A 20,990-nucleotide genomic window follows, 5' to 3' on the forward strand; every position below is an offset into this window, starting at 1 on the left:
AGTCTCTTTCCTTGGACGGCCTGGACCTTCAGTTCAGTCGAATGCGGGGCGATTAGCGACTACGGCCGAAAAACACAAGTGCCTTGTGGCCGGGCGCTTTCTCACCCGGTCTGAACCCATGATCCGGTTTTCGGGGATGTGGCGCGGATATAGGAACGAACAAGAAGGAATGGAATGGCCGAAGATAGGTTCCGCGGGTATCCGCATTCAACGGGTGGATATCGCCGCTTCCGCCTGTTCACCGTGCCGGATTTCCAGCCGGATCTGGCCCATTGCCGTTGTGGCGCCGGTCTGATTTCCTGATCCGATGCATTTCATTCCGATCGCCATCCGCGGCCCGCTGTTCATGATCCTCTCGACCGGGTCCTATGTCGTCAACGACACCATGATGAAGCTGGCGACGGTGGGGCTGCCACCCTATCAGGTGTTGTTTCTGCGCGGGACGGCGGCAACGCTGTGGGGCATCCCGTTGCTGCTTTCGCTAGGTTACGCCAAGCAGATTCCGCTGATCCTCGACAGGAGAGTGTTACAAAGAAACCTGCTCGAGCTGGCGGCAATCCTTTGCTACGTCGTGGCACTCGCCAACATGCAGATCGCCGATTCGACCGCCTTGGGGCAGATCACTCCCCTGCTCATGCTGATTGGTTCCTCTGTCCTGTTCCGCGAACGCATCGGAGGGGTGCGCACGGCGCTGATCGGGCTTGGTTTCATCGGAGCGGTGATGGTGGCGCAGCCGACCATGCAGGGTATCTCGATCTACGCCTTGCTGGCGCTCGGCAACGCGGCTTTCGCCGCCGCGCGCGATCTCGCCGGGCGGCGGGTCGCCGCCGATGTGCCTGGAATGATCGTCGCAATTTCCGCGGTGATGGTGGTGCTGGTCGGCTCAGGCGCTGCGCATCTGATGTCCGAGCGTTGGGTGATGCCCGAGACACATCATTTGCTGCTGTTGGCCGGGGCCGGATTGTTCCTGATCTTCGGCCACTTCTTCATCTTCATGGCCTATCGCGTCGGGCCGACCGGCGTGGTGGCGCCGTTCTACTACTGCTTCACCGTCTGGGCGGTCATTTCGGGCCTGATGGTGTTCCAGCAATTGCCGAACGTGCTGGCGATCAGCGGCATCCTGCTGGTGGTGGCCAGCGGGCTGACCATCGTGTCGCTCGACGAGCGTAGGCGCCGACTGACCGTCGTCGCATAATTTGGGCAGTGGTGACCAAAACAACGGTTACACCACAAATTTCAACTTGGCCGCTGCCCGCAAAAAATGGAGAACCTGTGACAAGCCAGGAGAACGTCGGCAACCGCATGCTTGCCGGAAAATGCCTGTGCGGCGCCGTGCAATATGCGGTGGCCGACGAGTTCATCTACGCCGCCAACTGCCACTGCTCGAACTGCCGGCGCACCACCGGTTCGGCCTTCAAGCCGTTTGCCGGCATCGAGCGTGAGAGACTGAGCCTGACCAAGGGCGAGGACAATCTCCAGATCTTTGGCGAGGAGGCCGGCCATGACACACACTGCAAGACCTGCGGCTCATTGCTTTATTCGGTCGTCCGCGATGGCGCCTTCGTGCACGTCGCCATGGGAACCCTCGTCGACGAGCCGACCATCCGTCCGACGCAGCACATCTTTGTCGGCTCCAAGGCGAAGTGGTTCACAATCACCGATGACCTGCCCCAGTATGAAGAGCATGTCGCCGGAGGTGCCGGCTGAAGACCTGGCGATGTGGATGACGGCATTGCCGGTCAGGCACTACAGAACCGCCACAGACAGTGACACGGCGCGCATTTTCAAGGAAGTTGTTTTTGATAATGGCTTCAACAGCATGCTTGGAGCGGGTAGCGGGAATCGAACCCGCATATTCAGCTTGGAAGGCTGCTGCTCTACCACTGAGCTATACCCGCGCCTCTCGCCCGAAAACCGCTATGCACTTTTCGGTCCGATGCTTTGCGTTTCAGGCTTCCGGGCCGGCAGTGGTGGAGAGGGTTGGATTTGAACCAACGTAGGCATAGCCAACGGATTTACAGTCCGTCCCCTTTAACCACTCGGGCACCTCTCCAGTCTGCCGCCGGAGCCATGCAACGATGCATCGACGCGTCGCGACCGCTTGAGCAGCCCTTCGCGAAGCGCCTTATGGCGGCAGCGCCCAAAACTGTCAACCGCAACATCCCGGCAAAACGCGCTGAATTTGATGCCTCGCCTGACAAGCAGGTTCTGCGGCTGTATCCATAGACAGACGACACGGCTATAGAACCGGCCATGAGCAACGATAACAAGCCCAAGACCCCTAAAGACACCCACTACGCCAAGCTGCGGCGTGCGCATCGCGACGAGAAGAGCGGTGGCGCGCCGGCCTTCCGGCCGCGCCAGCCGGTGCCGCCAGGAGAGACAGCGGCGGACGGCCTGGTGCGGCTTTACGGCCTGCACACGGCGCGAGCAGCGCTCGACAACCCGCGCCGGCGGATCAAGAAGATGCTGGTAACGCGCAACGCCGCAGAGCGGCTGGCGATCGCCGACCTCGCTGCCCTGCCCTTCAAGACGGAACTGGTCGAGCCAAAAGACATCGACAAGGTCACCGGCTCCGACGCAGTCCATCAAGGCGTGCTGATCGAGGCCGAGCCGCTAAAACCCAAGCGGCTCGATGCGCTCGGCGATGCGACGCTGGTGCTGGTGCTCGACCAGGTCACCGACCCGCACAATGTCGGTGCGATCCTGCGCTCGGCGGTCGCCTTCGGCGCCGGCGCGCTGATCACCACGGCGCGCCACAGCCCGCATGAATCCGGCGTGCTGGCGAAATCGGCCTCCGGCGCACTGGAGCATATCGATCAGATCGAGGTGAAAAACCTCGCGGATGCGATCGGCCAATTGCACGAGGCCGGGTTCCAGACCATCGGCCTCGATTCGGACGGACCGGCGGAACTCGAAAAGAGTTTTTCGGAAGAAAAGATCGCTCTGGTGCTGGGCGCCGAGGGCAAAGGCCTGCGCCAGAAGACCCGCGAAACGGTGACGACGCTCGCCCGGCTCGATATGCCCGGCGCCATCCGCTCGCTCAACGTGTCGAACGCCGCGGCGGTGAGCCTTTATGCAGCGAGGAAATTTCTAGGGCAGTAGGGGAATAGGGCAGTAAGGGGGGTAGGGAAGTGCAGTTTGTCGGATGCCGTGAATTTTGACCTCCCCCTACTGCCCTACTCCCCTAGCCCATGTCCCGCCATCCGCTCCAGCGCCCTGACCAGCGCCGAGTGATCCTCCTTGGCGCCGCCATTGGCCGCGCAGGAGTTGAACAATTGCTGCGTCGTCGAGGTGTTGGGCAGCGAAACGCCGAGCGCTTTGGCCCCTTCCAGCGCCAGGTTAAGATCCTTCTGGTGCAGTTCGATGCGAAACCCCGGCGAAAAGCTGCGCTTGATCATGCGCTCGCCATGCACTTCGAGGATCCGCGAGGCGGCGAGCCCGCCCATCAGCGCCTGACGCACCTTGGCCGGGTCGGCCCCGGCTTTCGATGCAAAAACAAGCGCTTCTGCGACCGCTTCAATGGTCAACGCAACGACGATCTGGTTGGCGACCTTGGTGATCTGGCCGACGCCATTGGGGCCGACCAGGGTTATGTTCTTGCCCATCTTTTCGAACACCGGCCTGGCGCGCTCGAAGGCCTTTTCCTCGCCGCCGACCATAATGGTCAGCGACGCGGCCTTGGCGCCGACCTCGCCGCCCGACACCGGCGCGTCGAGATAGTCGCAGCCGAGATCGTTGATCTTTTTGGCAAAAACCTTGGTCTCGATAGGCGAGATCGAACTCATGTCGATGACCAGCTTGCCCTCGGTCAGGCCGGCAGCGACGCCGTCGTCGCCGAACAACACATCCGCCACCTGCGGCGTGTCGGGAACCATGGTGATGATGATATCGGCCGTTTTCGCCACGGCGTGGTGGCCGGAGACGGTCTTCAAACCCTTGGCGGCGAGATCGGCCGGCGGTTTCGAGCGATGGTCGCTGGCGACGACGGTGTAGCCCGCGTCGAGCAGATGCCCCGCCATCGGCGCGCCCATGATGCCGAGGCCAATGAAACCGATGGTGTCCATGTGGTTCTCCTGAAAATCGTTGTCTGCGCTCACCAGCAGGGTTGGCGCCGCCCCTCATCCGCCTGCCGGCACCTTCTCCCCGTATAGTGACGGGGAGAAGGGGACTGGCCACAACGCTGGCGCCCCCCTCTCCCCGTCTCTATACGGGGAGAGGGTAAGGTGAGGGGCAGCGCAAACGCCAAGTGATCTTTGGCCGCTAAGCAGCCGCACTCCCCTGCCCGGCCAAGTCCCGGAGCCATCGGAGCCCAGAATCCGTGCCGGCCTTCGGCTTGTATTCGGCGCCGATCCAGCCGGAATAGCCGATGCGGTCGATATGATTGTACAGGAAGGGAAAATTGATCTCGCCCGTCCCCGGCTCATGACGGCCGGGATTGTCCGCAAGCTGGATATGCGCAATGCGGTCGAGGTTTGCCTCAATGGTGCGGGCGAGATCCCCCTCCATGATCTGCATGTGGTAGATGTCGTATTGCAGGAACAGGTTCTTCGAGCCGACGCGGTCGATGAGCGCCAGAGCCTGATCCGAATAGTTCAGGAAGAAGCCGGGAATATCGAGCGTGTTGATCGGCTCGATCAACAGCCTGATGCCGGCCTGCTCCAGCTTCTCCGCCGCGAACGCCAGGTTTTCGGCGAAGACGTCTTCCAGCACACTCCGGTCGACGCCCTGCGGCGCAATGCCGGCGAGGCAGTTAACCTGTTCGCAGCCCAGCGCATGCGCATAGGTGATCGCCTTGGCGACGCCTTGCCGGAACTCGGGAACACGATCCGGCAACACGGCGATGCCGCGCTCGCCCTTGCCCCAATCGCCGGCTGGCAGGTTGAACAGCACCTGCGTCAGGCCGTTCTTCTTCAACCTCGCCGCAACCACCTCCGGCGCATGGTCGTAAGGCCCGATATATTCGACACCCCTAAAGCCGGCGTGGGCGGCGGCTTCGAAGCGGTCGAGAAACTCGTGCTCGCCAAAGAGCATCGAAAGATTGGCTGAAAAACGCGGCATTCTTTTTTCTCCGTAGAGTCTAATCAAGCATGACGATCGCCGTGGGGGCATCCTCGTGGCTCTCGGCAAGCTCCTCGAATTCGGTGATCTTGTCGATTTCGGTGCCCATCGAAATGTTGGTGACGCGTTCGAGGATAAATTCGAGCACGACGGGAACCTGGTGCTCCTTCATCAGGCGCTGCGCCTGCTTGAAGGCGTCCGCGAATTCCTCCGGCCTGCGCACCCGGACCGCCTTGCAGCCCATCGCCTCGGCGACGGCGACATGGTCGACGCCGTAGCCAGCCTCAGGGTCGTCCTTCCGGTTGACGTTCTCGAAGGCGAGGCTGACCTCGTAATCCATCGAAAAGCCGCGCTGCGCCTGACGGATCAGGCCGAGATAGGCATTGTTCACCACGACGTGGATATAGGGCAATCTGTGCTGCGCGCCGGCCGCCAGCTCCTCTATCATGAACTGCAAATCATAGTCGCCGGACAGCGCCACGATGTTGCGCTGCGGATCGGCGGCGCGAACGCCAAGTGCTGCCGGCAGCGTCCAGCCGAGTGGACCGGCCTGGCCGCAATTGATCCAGTTGCGCGGCTTGTAGACATGCAGGAACTGCGCGCCGGCGATCTGCGAAAGCCCGATCGTGGTGACATAGGTGGTGTCGCGACCGAATGCCTTGTTCATCTCCTCATAGACGCGCTGCGGTTTCAGCGGCACCTGGTCGAAATGCGTCTTGCGCTTCATCGTCTTCTTGCGGACATGGCATTCCCTGGCCCAGCCCGACCAGTCGCGCAATTTTCCCGCCGTCTTCCATTCAGTGGCGACGTCGAGCAGCATTTCGAGCGCCGCGCCGGCATCCGACACGATACCGAGGTCCGGCGCGAACACACGGCCGATCTGAGTGGGCTCGATGTCGACATGGATAAATTTCTTGCCCCTGGTGTAGACGTCGACCGAGCCGGTGTGGCGGTTGGCCCAGCGATTGCCGATGCCGAAGACGAAATCGGCTTCGAGCATCGTCGCATTGCCGTAGCGATGCGATGTCTGCAGCCCGCACATGCCGGCCATCAGCCGGTGGTCGTCGGGGATCGCGCCCCAGCCCATCAGCGTCGGAATGACGGGCACGCCGGTGACTTCGGCCAACTCGATCAGCAAATCCGAAGCATCGGCGTTGATAATGCCGCCGCCGGCGACGATGACAGGCTTTTCCGCCGCGTTTAGCATCGCCAAGGCTTTCTCGGCCTGGCTGCGCGACATCGCCGGCTTGAACGGCACCAGCGGCTCATAGGCATCGATGTCGAACTCGATCTCGGCCAGTTGCACGTCTACCGGCAGATCGACGAGGACCGGACCGGGCCGCGACGAGCGCATCAAGTGGAACGCCTTCTGCAGCGCCATCGGCACCAGATAGGGTTCCATGACGGTGACCGCCCATTTGGCGACAGGCGCGGCGATGGCGGCGATGTCGACGGCCTGGAAATCCTCCTTGTTGAGACGCCCGCGCGGCGCCTGGCCGGTGATACAGAGGATCGGGATAGAATCGGCCGCGGCCGAATAGAGCCCGGTGATCATGTCTGTACCGGCCGGACCCGAAGTGCCGACGCACAGGCCGATATTGCCTGATTTAGCGCGGGTATAGCCTTCGGCCATGTGCGACGCCGCCTCGACATGGCGCGCCAGGATGTGGCGGATGGTGCCCCTCGCCTTCAGCGCCGAATAAAACGGGTTGATCGCCGCGCCCGGCACACCGAAGGCGCAGGCGATGCCTTCCTTTTCGAGAACGAGAACCGCTGCGTCGACCGCGCGCATCCTTGCCATGTCCGCCTCCACGGAATTTGTTGATGGCCGAGGATGCCAGTGCGCCGACTATTTTTCAATTTTTTCAAAATATTTTTTCATTTCTAAGACTTGACGGCTAGCGATTGATTTCATTGAGTGATCCGTTTTCCATAGGTTCGGCCTGGCAGATCAGTGAAAAACTTTTTCATTGCGTATTCGACGCGAAATCGGCAAGAGTGCCGCCATGGAAACCACCGAAAAACGCCAGCGCGGACGTCCGCGTGGCTTCCATGGTCCGTCCGACGCGGCTTCGGTGCAGTCGCTCGACCGGGCGCTGCGCATTCTGGCCATCGTCGCCGAAGGCAGCGGCCTGTCGCTGAGCGAGATCGCCGCGCAGAGCGACCTTGCGGCATCCACCGCCTACCGCATGCTGACGACGCTGGAAAACCACGGCATGGTCGAGTTCGACAGCACCGACCAGCTGTGGTCCATCGGCGTCGGGACTTATCGCATGGGTGCGGCGTTCCTGCGCCGCCGCAAGCTGGTCGATCGCGCCCGTATCGTCATGCAGGAACTGATGGAGAAGACCGGCGAGACCGCCAATCTCGGCGTCGCCGAGGACGATTGCGTGGTCTTCGTCAGCCAGGTCGAGACGCATCAGGCGATCCGCGCCTTCTTCCGGCCGGGCACGCGCAGTTCCTTCCATGCCTCGGGCATCGGCAAGGCGGTGCTGGCGCATCTCGAGCCGGAACGCGTCGGTGCCATCCTGCGCCGGGCCGGGTTGGAGCGCTTCACCGAAAACACGCTGTCCGACATCTCGGCGCTGGCCCGCGATCTGGTGGTCATCAAGCTGCGCGGCTGGTCGGTCGACGACGAGGAGCGGCACCCCGGCATGCGTTGCGTGGCCGCCGCCATCTTCAACGAGTTCGGCGAGCCGATCGGCGGCGTATCGGTTTCGGGACCGACGGTGCGGGTGACGCCGGAGCGGCTCGCCGAGATCGGCCCGCTGGTGCATGATGCAGCGGCGGCGGTGACGAAGATGATCGGCGGCAGGACACCCTAAGGACCTGACGCCGTAAGCGCGAGCGGGGCAACCCTCCAGACAAGAAAAAGGGGCCTGGGGTGCACCTTCTTCCGGTTGCCTGAAACGGTCCGTTCAAAGCCGGCAGCGGTGACGGTAGCCGTCGTAGCCGACATAGGTGTCCGAGCACGGATCGTAACTCTGATAGCGGTTGAGGCAGCGGCGGACGTGCCATGAGCCGCCGTTCTCGTCGAGGTAGACGGTGCGTGGCTGGGCGAGCGCGCTGCCGAGCGGAAGCCGCCGCCGCCGGCGACGATGCCGATGCCAAGGTGCTTGTTGTGATGCTTGTGATGGGCGGCCGAAGGCTGAACGGTGCCGGCCAGCATGGCGGCGGCGACAGTGGTGGCGATGATCCATCCGCCTTTTGACGATCAGTCGTTGCAAGGAAAAAGGTTCGACGGTTCTTTGGACTTTTCGAAAGCGCAAAAGCGGCCGGTCTGAACATTGCAGTCAGGCGCGCAATTACGACCGGCGAAGAGCGCCGGTCGATAGTCCGCCGGCGGAGGGCCTCAGCCCATGCCGGTGATATGGCGCAGCCAGAAGGCGAGCGCGATGAAGCCGATGATGGTGGTGATTCCGGTCCAGTCGATATTGGCGCTCTTCACTTGCTTGATGAGCTTCACCAGGAGAATCCAGGCCACGACCACGACCAGGGCAATGACGACAAGTCTGATCATGCGACACCCTCGCCTATGCGATTGCACCTTCGACCAATATAGGAATCGAATTGGCCGTTTTCAGGATGCCGCGCCGGCGGTTCCGGCGCGCTCACCGGCAGCCGAAAACAGAGTTTTGTCTTTACTGGCGCAACAAATATGCTAACCGGAGCGCCGTGCCCTTGTAGCTCAGCTGGTAGAGCAGCGGTTTTGTAAACCGAAGGTCGGCGGTTCGATTCCGTCCGGGGGCACCAGCAAAAACCAATATAATCAAATACTTCATGGGAAGAGCGCGGCCACGTGGGCGGCTTTTCATGTTGCAACACGTTACATTGAAAACCGCTGATTTGCGGGCTTTTCAACGTGTTGCTGTTTATTCCATGCAACACGGATGCAACACGAGCCACGAAAAAGCCCGCCGAAGCGGGGTCTCCGGTCTTTGTGGTGGGGCGTCGGGTCAGTTGCCTATGGCGCTGACATGCATCGCTAATGCGTCGGACCTGCTCGGCCGAGATCGTGCGTAGGTGGTCCACTAGTCGACGATGCCAAGACCGGAGAGAAGGCCGTAGGCAGCAAGGATGCTGAGGGACACCGTCTTGAACGACACGACAAGGCCGAGGACAGTCGTGTAGGCAGCGGGCACAAGCTTGACGGCCGTTCCCGAACCGGCCTCGCGCCGGATGCGCCACTCGCGGATCGGGAAGGTGACAGGGCCGCCGAGGAACTCGAGGTAGCCTCGCAGGAAGACCCGCAGTCGGTAGCCGACGATGCCCGGGACCTCGCTCCAGAGTCCGGACAGCCAACCCAGGCCTTTTCTCGCGCCGTAGATGCCGTAGCCCGCCATCAGGAGCAGAAGCAATCCGATCCAGGCCCCACCCGAGCCAGCTGTACGCAGCGGTCGAAATCGGGTTCTCCGCACCGGCGACCCACAGCCACAGGACGTAGGCGCCCAGAGGCACGAGGATGCATCCGGCCGCGGTGGCGAAGGCGATGGGGTGTTCCCCGCAGCACGCCACTCGCCCGATCCACGACGGGATTGCGCGGACTCCTATGAGGACGAGGTGAATGGCGAAGATGGCGACCGCGACGACGGCGAAGCGCTGTAGGCCGCTGGTCATTGCCTCCCGACCGAACAACAAGACGCCCGCAATGACGCGAGCAGTATATTGATGATGCCCCTCAAGTCTGCCTGCGGTTCCCAAACATTGCCTGAGGTCGGGAAACAGTTGCGAAATCGCCTCATTATCCGGTGGGGAGAGAGGGGTGGACAGATCCCGTCATGACAATCGCTCTGACCAGTGGCGAAAGCGCACTGGAGCACGGCGATCTCGCGCACGTGGCGAAGTCCTGCGGCGCCTGCGTAGGCTCATTGCGGCCGCAAAACGAAAACGCAAGGTTTTGACGCAACTCGCTATCGCGCGTGCCATGCGCGCCGGCAAAACCCTTTAGCATTAGGAGTGGGTCAGTTTCAAATTTCTGAATATGATTGGCTGTGCCGCCCACAAGGGCGTATGGTGAAGCGTCGTCCGCACCAAACCGAGGCAAACGGACGCTTGAAAGAGCAGATCACGCTTTCGCCCCGACGAGGGAGGAGAGTGTTATGGCCTTCTCAAAATACAGCAGCGTATTCACGTCGACCGACCTGGACCTTCTCCAGAAGGTATTCGACCAGCTGTGCCAAGAGCGTCGTCTGGCCCTTAAAGACCGGGACCAGAGGGAACGGCTCGCCTGCCAAGTTATTGAAGCTTTCGAGAACGGCTTCACAGACGAAACAGAGTTGTGGCAAGCGCTTTCGAAGCGCCGCACGGCCAGTGCGTGAACTTTAGGCGCTGCGGTTTATAAAAGAGCCCGTTCCGTTGAGAGGTCCGGAACGGGTCCGAAACCCACGGAGGTGGTGGGTCCGACGGGGCAAATTCTGCATTAGATTCACCCGGTCCCCAACTTCTAAGTCAGCGCAATGTTCCATCGTGCCATCGCGTGCTCATTTCCTCGCGAAAGTCTTGTAGCGAGGCGTTTGCTACTGCACGCTTTCGGAGAAATCTTGGCCAGTGGCTTCGGAATAGACGGGCCTTCGCCTTCCTCGCGAATTTCTAGCCAAACAATTTGCGAGTGGCGTCCACAGGGTATACGTTGTCGTATCGGCCGCCGTGTTTCCGGATGCAGCCGACAGTAAGAGGTTCGTGCTCTTGCCCGTCATGGGAGAAGAGCCATGCCCCAATCTCTCCTTCGCAACCATGTTTTGAAAACCCTCTCCTCCGAGGATTTCGCGCTTTTACAGCCCTCGATAGATCACGTCGAACTGGCCATCAAAGCGCAGTTGGAGATCCAATATCAGCCGATCGAGCACATCTATTTTCCAGAGGCGGGTATTGCGTCGGTGGTCGCGACCATGACCGGAGGGCGGCAAAGCGAAGTTGGCATCATTGGGCACGATGGCATGACGGGTCTTGCGGCAGTGCTCGGCCAGGACAAGTCTTCCAACGAAATCTACATCCAGGTCGCGGGCAATGGCTGGTGCCTGCGGGTGGACGATTTGCGTGTCGCGCTCTCGAAAAGCCCGACACTACGAGCGTCACTGCTGCGCTATGCTCACGCATTCCTGGTTCAGTCGTCCCGAACGGCACTGGTCAACGGCCATTCGAAAATCGAGGAAAGGCTAGCCCGCTGGTTGCTGATGGTCCACGACCGGATCGAAGGAAACAAGATCTACCTGACGCATGAATTTCTGGCGACCATGCTTGGCACTCGGCGCCCCGGCGTCACCACGGCTCTCCAAATGCTTGAATATAGGGGGCTGGTTCAAGCTCGGCGCGGCGAAATCACAATCGTCGACCGCCCCGGAATGATAGAACTCACTCATGGTGCTTATGGCGAGGAGGAGCAACGTCACTTCGGCATTGCCTCCGGCTGATTGTCTGGAATCGGACATTCCCTTGAAGGCTGTCGCATCTTGGTCCTAAATCGTGTTGGTTTGGTTCGGGGAGGCATCTTGATGACAAACACGTTTCACACCGTCACGGTTGAAAGAGCGGCCGAGGCCTATGTCCTTTCCAGAGGCAGGGCCCGATTCCTCTCCATCACACAGGCAATCCGTGCCATCCGAACACTCATGCCGGCCTGCAACGCCACCGACCGCCAGTTGGAGGAAATTCTGGCGGCGGAATGCATCATTCACAGTGTGCCCGTCGTTTTCGACGCAACAATGGGCGACGGCTCGGAAACGCGGCTCCATTCATAGGGCCTGAGACGCCCGCGCTCCCTCCGAGGCCTATTTCATCGGACATTCGCCAGGCGATTGTCCGCTATCTGCTGATCGTCGAATTGTGCATTGGGGAACGAGCCGACCTCATCGAGGTAGATCTCAAGGCGATCTCAAACAAGAAACCTGCCGGTCTCGCTGTCGGATACCGACCTGCCGCCTATAATCGGCAAGCGGCACGGCAGCCGGGCAAAAGCCTGATTACTTCAATCCCTTCCGGTCTGTAGCCAACTCGTCGACATGCGCGACCTGCGCCAAGCAGCGTGGCACTTGCGGCCGGAACATGAGCAACGGAATAAGGCTGAGCGGGCGGTGGTGGGCCGCCGTCGAGGGAACATTTGCCGAACCGGCGCATTAATAGAAATCGCGCTATGCGGGAGTAACAATGTTTCTGCTCGCAAAAGACACCGTAAAGTTCTCTATACTAGTCGGGTTTTCGGCGATCTTCATCGATGCCGTGATCGCCCATGGCCTCTTTTGGGATAACGATCCCTACTGGACCTATTGGGTGACCAAGACTTTTCTGATCACCACCGTCTTCCTCTTCGGCACGGCCTTTCTCGGTATAGGAATCCTTCCTGGGCTGATCCTAACGGCGGCACACACCGCTATTCTCGAAATCTATTACCAATGGCTCGCTCCAGTGGGTTTGCCTCAGGAGCCCGAGTGGCTCGATTTCAATCATCTGTGGGTGACTGGAGTTCCGGCGCATTTCCTGGCTATCCTTGCCGGGTATCTGCTTGCGCTGTGGCTGTGGCGACGCAACCATCCAGCGCGGCAGATCGAGCGCGCAGAGACTCGGTATTTCGCAATCTATGGGCTCCTCGCGACCGCTTTGATCGTGGTGGTCGACGGCGTATTAACGCAAATGGTTCTGCTGCGCGATTTTCCCGGCATCACCTTTTTCGTCCAGCATATCTTGATCGGCTTCGTCTTCGTCTGCGCGTGGACCGCCTATGCGGGCGTCGGCCGAATCGGCTGGATCGTCGGTTCCCTGATGCTCGCGCTCGTATGGACCGCCTATAATATGTATCTCGGTCCGCGAGGGCTGCCGCTTCGTCCTCCTACCTATTCCGGATACGAGGACCTCTGGTGGCGGTCATTCCCCGGCGCATTCGTCTCTGCCCTCGTCGGGTGGTGGCTGGGCGGATATTTGATGAAGAGACGCCGGAATCTTGAGTGGACTGGAGTGGCAATGACACTCCTGTTTCTCGCTGTCGCCTTCGATCCGGCCTTCGGTCAGACCCTGCCGGTCGAGAAGGGAACCAACGCCCTGCTCGCAGGCGCTCGCGCGTCAGGCGAAGGCATGCGCGTGGTCGGCCCAGATCCAACCAATATGAAGAGCACACAGCCGATCAATGGAGAGATCAGCATCGAGACATCTGAGATGGGCAATCGGTGGTCGCATGTGCAAAACACCGATGGCATGCGCGTCCGGGCGACCTTCACATCGGGTGATGCGCAGTACGAAATCACCGTCGACAAACCGATGCCCCGGCATCCGCTCGGCCAATACACGACATGGTCCGGAGTGGTCTATGACCATGAGATGCACGGCGACACCGGCATCGGTACCGGCAAACTGCCGAAGATGAAGCCCGAGATCGCCCTGTGGGGCTGGGGTACTGTCAAGCGCGATGGGCAAGTTATTGCGGCGATGGCGCCTGTGCACATCATGGTGAGCAGCGGCGAGAGACCAATGCCTGGAGTGATGCTCGAGGTCGACACTGAGGACAAAGCGCTCGCGGCCGAGCCGGACGGCTACCTTCATGTTATGTGGCCCAAGGTCGATGAGTTGCGCATGCCGACGGCGCAGACCCGGACGCGGATGATCGTCGGCTGGATCGCAATGGTCGGTGTCGTTGGCCTGTTTGGCTGGCTTGCCTATTCCGCACCGGGGTGGCGGCGTAAAGGGGTGGATGCCTGATGTCGTGCGCTGGTTCCGACCATCGACTGAACTTCCGACCCGCCACCACAACCAGATCCCGGAACCTTTGCGCTGCGGCGATGTTTGGTTAACTGGCCCGCACTTGAGGAGCCAAGACTGACGCCGGGCGGGCTTTAGGAGGAAGTCATGTTCCGTGCGATCCCTTCACTTATTCTTCCCCGCCGCCGCCTTTTGCAGTTTGGCTTGGGCGCGACGCTTGCCTCGACTGTAGGCCGCGCTTCAGTATCGCTCGCCGACGAGGCCAGTGAGGTTCAGGATGAGGATATCTTCCAGTTCGCACTCAATTTGGAGTACATGGAGGCTGAGTATTACCTGCGCGGCACGACCGGGAAAGGAATCGATGATTCCGATGCAGGTGCGGATGCGGGCCAGGTGACCGGCGGCAAGCAGGTTTCCTTCGAAACGCCTGCCATCGGCGAGTTCATGGCCGAGGTGGCAGAAAACGAACTGGCTCACGTGAGGTTCTATCGCAAGACCCTCGGAGACCAGGCTGTGCCTAGGCCGACCATCGATTTCGAAGCTGGCTTCGCAGCCGTCGCAAAGGCTGCAGGGCTAGGGGAAGACTTCGATCCCTTCGGTAATGAGACGAACTTCGTCCTTGGCGGAATGCTCTTCGAGGATGTTGGTGTTACCGCCTATGCCGGCGCGGCGACAGTGTTGAAGAACAAGGATTTCCTCGCCGCCGCAGCTGGAATCCTGGCCGTTGAGGCTTACCACATGGGAATGGCGCGATCGACGCTCTACCGAAAGGGCGAACAGGCCTGGAAAGCCGCTAACGCGGTCTCCGACGCGCGTGACAAGATCGACGGATCGGATGACAAGGACCAAGGCATCCAGGTAGACGGCAAGGCAAACATCGTTCCTTCGACACCGGATGCGATAGCCTTCACCCGAACACCGCAAGAGGTGTTGCGCATCGTGTATCTCACCGATCAGGAAGGTGCGAGCAAGGGTGGCTTTTACCCCAATGGAATGAACGGCAAGATAAAAAGTACCTGAATCGTCTGGGCTGTCCGAGTGGCCAAAGCCTGACATCGACGATCGCTACGACCTTGCCGATGCCGTCATGATCTGTGCCGATGGAACATCGCTGGCCAGCGATCTCGGAGGGACTAATAGAGGACGCGACGACGGGATGCCCGGTCGCTTATGATTTTCCCTGCGTAAAATGCCACGGGCTGGGCGAGATTTGAGTGGCGTCGCGGCGGAAGCCTTATACCAGTTTAGCCGTCCGAAAGGGAGTTTCGACGCCGAAAACAGTTCTTCCTCGTCCGTGATTCCGGCTTGGTAGTTTGCGATGATGCGGGACGCGATCGCTTCACGTCGCTGCGGGGATTGAGCCCCGATCGTCAACCTCTCGAAGACGCGGCCGAGCAAGGCCACTTCGGACGAACTGAAAGACGCCGGCTTCTTTAGCTTTTTGATGAATCGGCGTGCAACCCTCCCTCCTGCATCTCTTGTGCAGCTAATCCAAATTGGAAACTCAATCAAAGAAAAACACGCGGGATGGCGCGCGCGATCAAGAGCGGCGATCCACTGTCTTAGACGCGTGGTGATGCATACAGAGACAGTCTCCGAAAATGGCATTGCATACCAGCGGAGCGCGCCTTACGCGCCTTGGCGCAGCAAGCCGTATAGGATCGTTGACAACGTCGGCGTTCGGATTGTCACCGCCGACGTCGCAACGGGATCGAGCAGACAGGTCAGTGGACGTGGTCCAACCTCAGCGGCGGCGAGGATGCCGCAGCTGTTGCGACTGAGCCATGCAACCGTAGAACATAAGCTGAAATCGCAAAAGTCCGCTGCCAAAGATGCGCCGGCTGGGTCACACTCGAATAACGCGAGCGGAACAGAGCGTCGAATGGTCGCAGGAACAGGCCCGTTTCAGCGTTGCAGGATCCATATGGATCGGTGTCGGCCGGCTTGGGTCGAAGGCTAGAAGCCGAACAGGAAAGAGGACGCGGAACCGGAACTGGCGCGATTTCGTCCCGTCCGCGTTCTGGAGGACAAGACAGTCATGTGCGCGTTTTGCTGCGTAGCGCTTTAAAGCCATGCCGAACCGATCCTCGGCTGGCGGCAACTCGCACGCCAGCCGAGTTCATTCTCAGTCGGTCGTCGGGCAGACCAGCCCAGCGACCGCTGGGCACTCCGATGCGTGTCGAACCGCCGATCAACAACCTTCGGGGGTCTTTTTCACCTGGCCGGGCGCGGCGGTGTTGGCAGCCGTATCCTGCTGGCCCGGAGCGGCCTGCTGAGCACTACCGGTCTGCTGGCCAGGTGCGCAGTCCCTGGCCGAGTTCGGATTGGTGGTACCGCTGGTGGTGGTTGTGTCGGTGCCCTGATCGTTGGGCGTGTTGGCCCCGCTGGTGGTGGTGCCGGTGCCCTGGGTCGTGCCGGGCACGGTTGTCGTGGTCGAAGTTCCGCTCGTCGAGGTGCCGCTCGAGGTACCGCTCGTCGTCTGGGCAAGGGAAAGCCCGGCCGACACTGCCAGAATTGCCGAGGCCAAAAGTATACGTTTCATCTTCTTTCTCCGGTTCTGAATGCGCGACATGCGCTGGTAAATCCAACAGGCAGACCGAAGGAGTGTTCCGCCTATGAAGTGTCAACTTTTGTAACTCCGGCCTTGCGGCTAGTCTCCGCGCCAGGAGTGCGAAACGAACGGCACTTATTTTATTCGTCCCTCCAGAGCACCTGCACTCGAAACTTTCAGGCGTCACGTGGAGGGGAAGCGTCACGATGTTGTCGGTTTTGGAAACGTAGCCACGGTTCGGAGTTCCGTCTGGATAGGCATCAAAGGTATGGCGGCTGGCAACAACATCATTCAGAAAGTCAGTGCACCACTTCACGGCCCCGTGGCGGGCCGATCGATGCGCTGCCGATGGCGGTGTTACTACTTTGATGCAATGTTGAATTGCAGCCCGCTTATGTTCCGGGCCGCTCTGGATTCGTCGCCTTCCGGAGGCTTGTTGACCAGGGTCGGCATGAGCGGTTCGATAAACTGCAACCGGCCATCCCCGGAACCTTACTTATACTGGAACCCGTTCCCCTTTCCGCAGCGTGGGTCGGACATTGGAACGAAAGACGCGTTCGCGAATTCTTCCGCTAGATAATTGGAATCGTCGCCCCATGAGGCTCGCGACCCTCCACCTTGAAACTGCGAGATACGGCGACGTATATCGCGCCGCAAGGCTCGCGCTGTTAAGGCAGCAAGTCGTGAGGCACATTAAGCGGACGGACCGCTCGGCGCAGAAAGTCGAGCAAGCGCTGGTCAGGTTGGCTGAAGCCAACGCGCCCGTAGAGCGGCTCGCGCGGCATCAGTAGGGCGGCGCTCACGGCAGAGCTCCGGTGACGATCGCGCCTACGTCGACAGCCGGTAGTGATCTCATGTCAGTTGCTCTTCTCGGGCAGCCCGTCGTGTCGCCGGTCGCCTTCTCCACCCGACCGAAAGGGCGCGCAGCCAAAAGAGATTCTGGGCAGGCAGCAGCTTGCGGACGGTATGCAGATCGCTCCGCTCGAAGTCGCCCGCGGCGACAGCGCCCGTCGCCTGGAATATGTCAGAAGCCGCGTCGAGCGTCGGATCCAGCAGGGCGCCCGGAGGTTTCGGGTCGCATACCTGGAGATCGGCTTGCCGGTGATCATCGAGAGGCCAAGCGTGCCTCTGGTGGCCTTCTCCAGCACGCCATTGGCATCCATCGCCCATCCGGTCAGGCCGGACCAGTCGAGGGCTTCCACCGCCCACACCTTTGGATCTTCGGAAGTCTCGCGACCGGCGATCGTTTCCTTGCGCAATACTTCACGGCGCCAAGGCCAAGCGCCGCACGATGCGCCCGAAAGCCGACATTCAAAGGATCCAGCGGCCAAGCGCAGGTTGCCGGAACCGACTCATGAGTGCGCGCGCCGTTTATCCAATCATGTGAGCCAGCGGCATGCCCGCAGCGCCGGGCTTGGCCATCAATTCGCAATGAGGTCAGAGATCGAGGCAAACGGTGCCTTGCGGCCAGCTGCAGCAAGCCAGCACATAACCAGCCGCCTTCTCTTGAAGGCTGAGTCCTCCAAGGTCGTCGATCACGACGTCACCTGAGAGCTTGACCGTCCGACAGGTTCCGCAAATGCCCTGCTGGCATGCGGTTGGGATGTAGAGGCCGCTATTGCGCGCCGCATCGAGCAGAGTCTCTCCAGGCGCACACAGGTGCTCCACGCCAGACCGGGCGAAACGGACACAAGTTGGGCCAGCGGCAGCCGATTGAGGAGGCATGGAATTGCCCACGGCGCCGCCGAAACTTTCCTCGTGGTACTGCGAGGGTGCGATGCCGATCTCCGCGACACAGGCCCGAACCGTCTGCATAAACGGCTCGGGGCCGCAAACGTAAGACGTGCGCTGGTGAAGGTCGGGAACCAGCCGCAAGAGCATGGGGCCGTCGATCCGACCGATAGGGCCCTGCCACGCCGAACCTTCCTGAGTGCAGATGAAGCTTACATCGACATTGGAGAATCGCGCGGCGAGCGTCTCCAACTCGGAGCGGAAAGCGATGTCGTTCGCCGTCCGAGCGCAGTGAATGAAACGGATGTCATGACCAGATGCCCGGTCGGTTAGCGCCCGCAGCATCGACATAACGGGAGTGATGCCGCTGCCGCCCGAAAGGAAAAGCGGCTTTTCGGATGGCAGATCGTCGAAGTTGAAACGCCCGACCGGCCCTTCGATTTCAATGTCGTGGCCCGGCCGGAGATTGTCGTGAAGCCAGTTGGAAACAAGCCCGCCCTTCACCCGCTTTACCGTGATCTGCAGGTCGAGCGGTCGAGTCGGCGGAGACGACACTGAGTACGATCTTGTTACTCGGGTGCCGTCGATCGTCAGGTGCAGGACTAAATACTGGCCTGCACTGAAGCTGAACATGTGGCCAGAAGCGGCCGAAAACACGAATGTCCTGACATCGGACGTGTCATCGATGATGCGTCGGCAGCGCACGAACTGTCTTGCGCTCTCCGCCCATTGCCGTTGACGCATCGCCGGAGCGAAATCGGTGGTCGAAAAGGAAGCGTGTGTGTTCATCATTTGACTCTGCTTGACCTGGCCAGGATGGCAGCCGGGATGCTTTAAAAAAAGCGGCAGATGTCGCCTTTACAATCGGGTATTTCGATCTAACTTTCCATGGACATAACGGCCAGATGGAGCGCGCGAATCCCTCTGCGGATGATCGGCTCGTGCTTGCGGCGCGCCAAAATAGCGGTGTGAACGGGCTGCTGAAGCGCGGGCGCACCCTCGACCACAAAAGACGGCCGCTCGGCGGTATATCGCCGAGCGTCGTCACTGCGCATATAGCAAGTGCCACCCATGCGCCGCAGCATCGCTTCGGCGAGCGTTTCCGAGCCCATCGAAAGGCGGCCTATCGCCAATGCCGGTAGCGCCACGGCGTGGGCTTTTTCAAGCGCGACCGTGTAGCCTGGCCGGATATACGTATCCGGGTTGACCTCCGACAGGATCCTGGCAGACGTAGACACCATCACGTATTCTTCGACCATAAGAGGATCGTAGGAGATTTCAGGCAGGTATCGGGGCGCGTAAACCACAGCAATATCCAGGTTTCCCAAGCTCAAATCGGAAATCATCTGCGGCGAATAGTCGGATTCCACGTGAATTGACGATTTTGGCAGCACTTGGAACAACGTCTCCACCCAACCTGGCAATATCGAGCGCGTCATCCCGACCTGGGCAGCGACGCGCAAGGTGCCTTCGAACCGGTTAAATGCCCGCACGTCATGGCGGGCCTGTGACCATGTCGACAGCACGGCGCGCGCATACGCTTCGAAACGCCGCCCCGCCGCGGTCGGTTCGGCGCCGGCTCGTCCTCGCAGGAAGAGCTCCGAACCTATGGCCTGCTCCAAGTTCCTGATGCGGGTGCTGACTGTTGACTGCGTTACGCCCAAACGATCCGCAGTGCGGTTGAAATTTCGCGACTCCATGATGTCGAGAAAGGTCTCGATGTGATCCAGCTGCATGTCACCTCGCAATCGAAAAATCCGATCGTATTACCCCAAATTACAAGCTTGATCAAATAATTCCCAAGGCGGAAGCTGCGGTTGAAGGAGCCGGCTAGGTTAGCCGGCCTGCTACGCCAGGGAGTTGGATAGGGGTGTTCATAGTCGATTGCGATTGTCACAATTACTGGTCGAGCGCGACGGTGCTCGAGCCCTATCTTTCCGGCGTCTGGAAAGACATGTTCATGGAAGGCGAGAAAACTGGTCCGAGAGGCGCCTTCCCGCACGGGCACCGTCCGTGGTTCCACCCGCAGGACTTCTCCCGCAAGGATGTCAGGCCAGAGACCGAAGCCGACAATTATCTCATCATGAAGGAAAAGCACCTCGACAAATATAATGTCGGGGCCGCTATCCTCACCGGCGACGAGCCGATAGAGGCATCCACGCTGGCAAACCCCTATTACGCCAGTGCGCTGGTCAGCGCCTATAACGACTACCAAATCGCCGAGTGGCTTCCCAAAGACAGTCGCTTTATGGGTTCCATCATCATCGCGCCGCAGGATCCGAAGCTCGCAGCAGCCGAGATCCGCCGCCTCGGCAATCATCCCCGTGTGGTACAGGTTCTGGCCTCCCAAGGCTCGGTCAAACCCTACGGCGATCCGTTCTATCATCCAATTTTCGAGGCTTGCGCCGAAGTCGGGCTGCCATTCGCGATCCACCTGGGCGGCCATGGCGGCATCAACTGGAACGCGGTCGCGCCGGCTCCGACTACCTTTTTCTGGGAGACGCACGCTATTCTTCACATGTCGGCCTTGTCGCATGTGGCGAGCATGATCGCGCATGGCGTTTTCGAGAAATGGCCGGATTTGTATTTCGTGATCATCGAGTGCGGCGTGGCCTGGGTTCCGTCGGTATTGTGGCGCCTGGACGCAGACTACAAAGCGCTGCGCAAGGAAACGCCGTGGCTGAAGATGCTGCCCTCAGAGTATTGCCGGCGTAACATCCGCTTTTCCACGCAGCCGCTGGAGCAGCCCGCGAACATACAGCATCTCTGGTCCACTCTCGAAGCAATGGACGGGGAGAACACACTGATGTTTGCCTCCGACTACCCGCATTGGGATTATGACGATGCCAACACGCTGCACATCCCGCCCGCCTGGAAAAGCAAGATCATGGGAATGAACGCGCTCGAGGTCTATAAACGCATTCCCCGCACGCAAGCGGCGAATGCCGCGTGACGGGAGCAA

General features: G+C 60.4%; 20 protein-coding genes, 3 tRNA genes and 1 pseudogene. 12 read left to right on the plus strand and 12 right to left on the minus strand.

The window, feature by feature from the left end; all coding sequences use genetic code 11:
* The first annotated feature begins 307 nt into the window (after window positions 1–307).
* Both ACWTU8_RS10220 and ACWTU8_RS10225 read left to right on the plus strand, forming a co-directional pair.
* Complete coding sequence (locus ACWTU8_RS10220; RefSeq protein ID WP_455847986.1) at window positions 308–1,195, plus strand: DMT family transporter; 888 nt, start codon at window positions 308–310, stop codon at window positions 1,193–1,195.
* 107 nt (window positions 1,196–1,302) lie between these two features.
* The gene (locus ACWTU8_RS10225; RefSeq protein ID WP_455848430.1) at window positions 1,303–1,707 is read left to right on the plus strand and encodes a GFA family protein; all 405 of its coding nucleotides are present in this window, start codon (window positions 1,303–1,305) and stop codon (window positions 1,705–1,707) included.
* A 117-nt stretch (window positions 1,708–1,824) separates the two neighbouring features.
* Here the strand turns inward: ACWTU8_RS10225 and ACWTU8_RS10230 are convergent.
* Both ACWTU8_RS10230 and ACWTU8_RS10235 read right to left on the minus strand, forming a co-directional pair.
* A tRNA-Gly gene (locus ACWTU8_RS10230) sits at window positions 1,825–1,898 on the minus strand.
* A 70-nt stretch (window positions 1,899–1,968) separates the two neighbouring features.
* Window positions 1,969–2,053 (minus strand) — tRNA-Tyr (locus tag ACWTU8_RS10235).
* Window positions 2,054–2,253: 200 nt separating this feature from the next.
* Between ACWTU8_RS10235 and ACWTU8_RS10240 the strand changes: the two genes are divergently transcribed.
* Window positions 2,254–3,105, plus strand: coding sequence for a TrmH family RNA methyltransferase (locus ACWTU8_RS10240; RefSeq protein ID WP_455847987.1), 852 nt, complete (start codon window positions 2,254–2,256; stop codon window positions 3,103–3,105).
* A 74-nt stretch (window positions 3,106–3,179) separates the two neighbouring features.
* Here ACWTU8_RS10240 and ACWTU8_RS10245 read toward each other — a convergent pair whose 3' ends face one another.
* From ACWTU8_RS10245 to gcl, 3 genes are all read right to left on the minus strand, one after another.
* Complete coding sequence (locus tag ACWTU8_RS10245; protein WP_455847988.1) at window positions 3,180–4,100, minus strand: 2-hydroxy-3-oxopropionate reductase; 921 nt, start codon at window positions 4,098–4,100, stop codon at window positions 3,180–3,182.
* Between the two features lie 163 nt (window positions 4,101–4,263).
* Window positions 4,264–5,061 (minus strand): hydroxypyruvate isomerase, encoded by a 798-nt coding sequence (gene hyi / locus ACWTU8_RS10250; RefSeq protein WP_455847989.1) that lies wholly within the window; start codon window positions 5,059–5,061, stop codon window positions 4,264–4,266.
* Between the two features lie 19 nt (window positions 5,062–5,080).
* A complete protein-coding gene (gcl, locus tag ACWTU8_RS10255) occupies window positions 5,081–6,862 on the minus strand; it encodes a glyoxylate carboligase (RefSeq protein ID WP_455847990.1) in 1,782 nt (593 codons plus the stop codon).
* Window positions 6,863–7,067: 205 nt separating this feature from the next.
* Between gcl and bhcR the strand changes: the two genes are divergently transcribed.
* Window positions 7,068–7,886, plus strand: coding sequence for an HTH-type transcriptional regulator BhcR (gene bhcR / locus ACWTU8_RS10260; protein ID WP_455847991.1), 819 nt, complete (start codon window positions 7,068–7,070; stop codon window positions 7,884–7,886).
* Window positions 7,887–7,979: 93 nt separating this feature from the next.
* Here bhcR and ACWTU8_RS10265 read toward each other — a convergent pair.
* Window positions 7,980–8,033 (minus strand): annotated as a pseudogene (locus ACWTU8_RS10265) (BA14K family protein); the annotation flags it as partial.
* A gap of 77 nt (window positions 8,034–8,110) precedes the next feature.
* Here ACWTU8_RS10265 and ACWTU8_RS10270 point away from each other — a divergent pair.
* Window positions 8,111–8,272, plus strand: coding sequence for a hypothetical protein (locus ACWTU8_RS10270; RefSeq protein ID WP_455848452.1), 162 nt, complete (start codon window positions 8,111–8,113; stop codon window positions 8,270–8,272).
* Between the two features lie 141 nt (window positions 8,273–8,413).
* Here the strand turns inward: ACWTU8_RS10270 and ACWTU8_RS10275 are convergent, their stop codons facing one another.
* The gene (locus ACWTU8_RS10275; protein WP_455847992.1) at window positions 8,414–8,581 is read right to left on the minus strand and encodes a hypothetical protein; all 168 of its coding nucleotides are present in this window, start codon (window positions 8,579–8,581) and stop codon (window positions 8,414–8,416) included.
* Between the two features lie 157 nt (window positions 8,582–8,738).
* On the opposite strand from ACWTU8_RS10275, the gene ACWTU8_RS10280 reads away from it, so the two are divergent.
* Window positions 8,739–8,814, plus strand: a tRNA-Thr gene (locus tag ACWTU8_RS10280).
* A gap of 278 nt (window positions 8,815–9,092) precedes the next feature.
* Here the strand turns inward: ACWTU8_RS10280 and ACWTU8_RS10285 are convergent.
* Window positions 9,093–9,419 (minus strand): hypothetical protein, encoded by a 327-nt coding sequence (locus tag ACWTU8_RS10285; RefSeq protein WP_455847993.1) that lies wholly within the window; start codon window positions 9,417–9,419, stop codon window positions 9,093–9,095.
* 741 nt (window positions 9,420–10,160) lie between these two features.
* Here ACWTU8_RS10285 and ACWTU8_RS10290 point away from each other — a divergent pair.
* From ACWTU8_RS10290 to ACWTU8_RS10310, 5 genes are all read left to right on the plus strand, one after another.
* Window positions 10,161–10,379 (plus strand): RNA-binding protein, encoded by a 219-nt coding sequence (locus ACWTU8_RS10290; protein WP_455841530.1) that lies wholly within the window; start codon window positions 10,161–10,163, stop codon window positions 10,377–10,379.
* Between the two features lie 390 nt (window positions 10,380–10,769).
* Window positions 10,770–11,471: a Crp/Fnr family transcriptional regulator gene (locus ACWTU8_RS10295; RefSeq protein WP_455847994.1), complete on the plus strand. Its 702-nt coding sequence runs from the start codon at window positions 10,770–10,772 to the stop codon at window positions 11,469–11,471.
* Between the two features lie 81 nt (window positions 11,472–11,552).
* Complete coding sequence (locus ACWTU8_RS10300; protein WP_455847995.1) at window positions 11,553–11,798, plus strand: hypothetical protein; 246 nt, start codon at window positions 11,553–11,555, stop codon at window positions 11,796–11,798.
* 406 nt (window positions 11,799–12,204) lie between these two features.
* On the plus strand, window positions 12,205–13,746 hold the full coding sequence (locus ACWTU8_RS10305) for a hypothetical protein (protein WP_455847996.1): 1,542 nt from the start codon (window positions 12,205–12,207) through the stop codon (window positions 13,744–13,746).
* Window positions 13,747–13,893: 147 nt separating this feature from the next.
* A complete protein-coding gene (locus ACWTU8_RS10310) occupies window positions 13,894–14,766 on the plus strand; it encodes a ferritin-like domain-containing protein (protein ID WP_455847997.1) in 873 nt (290 codons plus the stop codon).
* A 1,171-nt stretch (window positions 14,767–15,937) separates the two neighbouring features.
* Here the strand turns inward: ACWTU8_RS10310 and ACWTU8_RS10315 are convergent.
* From ACWTU8_RS10315 to ACWTU8_RS10330, 4 genes are all read right to left on the minus strand, one after another.
* Window positions 15,938–16,288: a hypothetical protein gene (locus ACWTU8_RS10315; protein WP_455847998.1), complete on the minus strand. Its 351-nt coding sequence runs from the start codon at window positions 16,286–16,288 to the stop codon at window positions 15,938–15,940.
* Window positions 16,289–17,154: 866 nt separating this feature from the next.
* A complete protein-coding gene (locus ACWTU8_RS10320; RefSeq protein ID WP_455847999.1) occupies window positions 17,155–17,556 on the minus strand; it encodes a hypothetical protein in 402 nt (133 codons plus the stop codon).
* A 178-nt stretch (window positions 17,557–17,734) separates the two neighbouring features.
* Window positions 17,735–18,820: an FAD-binding oxidoreductase gene (locus ACWTU8_RS10325; RefSeq protein ID WP_455848000.1), complete on the minus strand. Its 1,086-nt coding sequence runs from the start codon at window positions 18,818–18,820 to the stop codon at window positions 17,735–17,737.
* 86 nt (window positions 18,821–18,906) lie between these two features.
* A complete protein-coding gene (locus ACWTU8_RS10330; RefSeq protein WP_029353930.1) occupies window positions 18,907–19,764 on the minus strand; it encodes a LysR family transcriptional regulator in 858 nt (285 codons plus the stop codon).
* 134 nt (window positions 19,765–19,898) lie between these two features.
* Here ACWTU8_RS10330 and ACWTU8_RS10335 point away from each other — a divergent pair, with 134 nt between their 5' ends.
* Complete coding sequence (locus ACWTU8_RS10335) at window positions 19,899–20,981, plus strand: amidohydrolase family protein (protein WP_029353929.1); 1,083 nt, start codon at window positions 19,899–19,901, stop codon at window positions 20,979–20,981.
* Window positions 20,982–20,990 lie beyond the last annotated feature (9 nt).

It is taken from the genome of Mesorhizobium sp. BHbdii, from assembly GCF_053848045.1.